A 2,728-nucleotide genomic window follows, 5' to 3' on the forward strand; every position below is an offset into this window, starting at 1 on the left:
GGGAGTACCTACGGTATAACCTGTCCCCGAAGTAAGAGTTAAAGCAACAGTTTCATCACTTTCTACTGTGGTATCAGCAGTGGGGTCAACGGTTACGGTAGTAGTGGATGAACCAGCAGCAAAGGTGACCGTGCTGGCCAGGTATGTGTAATCGGTTCCAATGGTAGCTGTCAAAACAGTACTCTCGGTAACTGTCAAAAGATTTGTTGTTACTCCACTACGAGTGAAGGTATAGAGTAAGTTGGTTGTCCCATCTTCGGTAACACTACTAGGAGAGACAGCAAGAGTAATACTAGGGAAATCATCATTGGTAATTGTTCCCGTGGCTGCGTTAGGAGTACCTACGGTATAACCTGTCCCAGAAGCGAGGGTTAAAATGACGGTTTCATTACTTTCAGCAGTTGTGTCAGGAGTGGGGTCAACGATTACGGTAGTAGTGGATGAACCAGCAGCAAAGGTGACGCTGGTGGGAATAGAAGTGTAATCGGTTCCATTAGTAGCTGTCCCCCCAACTGTATAGTTAACAGTTAAAGCATCAGTGGTTACTCCACTACGAGTGAAGGTATAAACCAGATTTGTTGTCCCATCTTCGGTGACACTACTGGGAGCAACTGCTAGGGTGACATTGGTATCATCATTGGTAATCGTCCCGGTAACTGCGGTAGTTGTCCCAACTGTATAACCTGTCCCCGCAGCAAGGGTTAAAATGACAGTTTCATCACTTTCTACTGTGGTGTCAGCAGTGGGGTCAACGGTTACGGTAGCAGTGGATGAACCAGCAGCAAAGGTGACGCTGGTGGGAATAGAAGTGTAATCGGTTCCATTAGTAGCTGTCCCCCCAACTGTATAGTTAACAGTTAAAGCATCAGTGGTTACTCCGCTACGAGTGAAGGTATAAACCAGATTAGTTGTCCCATCTTCGGTGACACTACTAGGAGAAACTGCAAGAGTAATACTGGGAAGAGTAGGACTAGAAACATAGCTAAAATAACTAGCAGTTAGACTTAATGCTGTTTGATTATTGATAACCGCAATGAGTTCATCTGGTTCGCTGCCTGGTTTGTTGATGTATAGTTTAGTATTAGAACCATCAACCGATAACAGATAGTTACTACTTGAACCTCGTAGTTGAATAATATCATCAGTGGTGTTAAAGTCGGCAATTGTCGCGTAGTCGTTATTACCCGGAAGGGTGCTATTACCGTCATCATAGAAGGTATTTGTCGTATCTGCAAGGATAAAGCGATCGTTTCCCGTTCCTCCTTGTAGATAATCAGATTCTCCTGTACCGTTATTGGTTCCTTGTAGGGTGTCATTACCATTACCCCCGTAAATTCCGCCGTCAAAGCTTCCAGTCCAACCTCCATCACTTCCTGCTCCTCCCAACAACACATCATCGCCATCTCCACCTTCTAGGCGATCCTGTCCATCGTTACCATTTAAAGTATCATTGTCATCTAACCCGTAGAGACGATCATTACCAAGTCCAGAGATGATAGAATCATTGCCACTACCGCTATCAATTCTACTGCCATTACTGAGAGCACTGAGGTTAAGGACATCATTGCCACTACCAGTGGTAAGATTAACGATTTCAATAGATTGGAAGGTATCACCGACTGAAGATGTGCCGTTGGTGATACTTGTATAAGTGACAGTCACGGGTGTCGTTTGACTACCATAGTTTAATAGCAGGGTATCAATACCTGAACCACCGTTGATGGTGTCATTTCCGTCACCTGGATCAAGATAATCATCTCCCGAACCACCGTCTAAGCTATCATTACCATTACCCCCGTAAATTCCGCCGTCAAAGCTTCCAGTCCAACCTCCATCACTTCCTGCTCCTCCCAACAACACATCATCGCCATCTCCACCTTCTAGGCGATCCTGTCCATCATTGCCATTTAAAGTATCATTTCCATCTAACCCGTAGAGACGATCATTTCCAGATGTACCCGTAATATTATCATTCCCTGGCGTTCCTGTAAAATCTGCCTGTTCTACTTGAATAATTTCCCCATTTACTATAATTGTTGTCTGGTCATTCTCTGCTCGTAAAGCGTCTAAGGTTGCCACATCCAGACTATTACCTTGCACCAACTCCGCAAAAATTGCCCCCTCATCTCCGGCGCTATCCACCTGATTAATTTGAGCATCCACATAATGCCCAATCTCTTCTAAAATTACATTAACTATCGCTGCTGACGAGGCCGTATTCAAAAAAGATGCTGATAGATAAATCTTATTGGTGCTGCTGGAATATGCACCATTCGCCGTTCCTAAAACCTCATCACTAAGTACCTCAATTGGGGGAAGTTGACTGAAATTTCGGCTTCGCCACTGCTGTTGTAATTCCGTCGCCTTAACCACATCATAACTTGTGCCAAAAGCAGTTTCTAAATTCGCCCAAAAACCATCAGATTGAGCGAAATCGAACAAAACATCGTCAACAGCAGGAAGAATCGGCAACAGGGTAGAAGTCATGACAGTAACAGCAAAAGTTTATTGCTAATAATTTTAGCCCAACAAGCGCCAATTTTTCAAGGGGGATATAACAAAAATTTACAGAAAACGGGTTCCTTTGAGAAACCCGTTTTCTAGATATTAGGATAAGATTATTGGATTCTTGCCAAAGACTGCTTAAATTCTGCGAGAGAATTAGCGGTAGCTGCTAATTTTAGTAGCTCTTCTAAGATAGTAGGGTTAGTCATTTTGCCGATTATCT

At 43.7% G+C, this 2,728-nt stretch carries 1 protein-coding gene; it reads right to left on the minus strand.

The features are described 5' to 3' along the window. A partial coding sequence (locus tag O9295_RS09025; protein WP_288032728.1) for a beta strand repeat-containing protein occupies positions 1-2,487 on the minus strand: 2,487 nt, incomplete at its 3' end. Positions 2,488-2,728 lie beyond the last annotated feature (241 nt).

The sequence above is a fragment of the Microcystis sp. LE18-22.4A genome (assembly GCF_027531105.1).
Lineage (GTDB): Bacteria > Cyanobacteriota > Cyanobacteriia > Cyanobacteriales > Microcystaceae > Microcystis > Microcystis aeruginosa.